Raw genomic sequence first — 1,138 nt, forward strand, 5'->3', positions numbered from 1 at the left:
CCCTCACCTTGGGGTTGATCGCCATCCCGAACCCTCCTCGTTCACTAGAACACGTTACAAAACTGAGCCACTTCACGCCAGTTGTCCAGCGAACTTCCTTGTTGACTCCTGTTATATCCGAGGTAGGGCGATCTTCTCGACAGAAACGAGAACCTGTTCTAATCTCAGAGACGAAAAGAACCGGTTGTCGATCCGACAAGGGCAGGAGCGGGCTCCGAAATGACGCAAGAAGTGACCGAACGGGTCGAGGCACTGCTGCCGACGCTGCGTGAGCGTGCGCAGGAGGCCGAAGACCTGCGCCGCATTCCCGAAGAATCCATGAAGGCGCTGCAGGAGACCGGTTTCTTCCGGCTGCTCCAGCCCAAGCAGTGGGGCGGCCACGCGGCCGACCCGGTGGTCTTCTACGACACCGTGCGCAAGATCGCCAGCGCGTGTGGTTCCACCGGCTGGGTGTCGGGCATCATCGGGGTGCACAACTGGCACCTCGCGCTGTTCGACCAGCAGGCCCAGCAGGACGTGTGGGGCGAGGACACCGATGTGCGCATCTCGTCCTCGTACGCGCCGATGGGAGCGGGACAGGCCGTCGACGGTGGTTACATCGTGCGCGGCTCGTGGGCTTGGTCCTCGGGTTCCGATCACGCCACCTGGGCGGTGCTGGGCGGTCCAGTGATCAAGAACGGCAAGCCGGTCGACTTCGGCAGCTTCCTGATCCCGCGCTCGGACTACCGCATCGATGACGTCTGGAACGTCGTCGGTCTGCGCGGCACCGGCTCCAACACCGTCGTCGTCGAGGACATCTTCGTCCCGTCGCACCGGTTCCTGAGCTTCCGCGCGATGAGCGAAGGCCGCGCGCCCGGCCTCGAGCAGAACACCGACCCCGTCTACAAGATGCCGTGGGGCACCATCCACCCCACCACCATCTCCGCGCCGATCGTCGGCATGGGCTACGGCGCCTACGAGGCGCACGTCGAGCACCAGGGCAAGCGCGTGCGCGCCGCCTACGCCGGCGAGAACGCCAAGGACGATCCGTTCGCCAAGGTGCGCGTGGCCGAGGCGGCCAGCGATATCGACGCCGCGTGGCGTCAGCTCTCGGGCAATGTCGCCGAGGAGTACGCACTGCTGCTGGCGGGCGAGGAGG

General features: G+C 65.2%; 1 protein-coding gene. It reads left to right on the forward strand.

Translation table 11 applies throughout. The features are described from left to right. Positions 1–219: 219 nt before the first annotated feature. Positions 220–1,138 (forward strand): 3-hydroxy-9,10-secoandrosta-1,3,5(10)-triene-9,17-dione monooxygenase oxygenase subunit (gene hsaA, locus ACFWF3_RS36705; RefSeq protein ID WP_379318836.1); only part of this gene is annotated, 919 nt, incomplete at its 3' end.

Origin of the sequence: Nocardia sp. NPDC060220 (assembly GCF_042727815.1) — a bacterium.
Lineage (GTDB): Bacteria > Actinomycetota > Actinomycetes > Mycobacteriales > Mycobacteriaceae > Nocardia.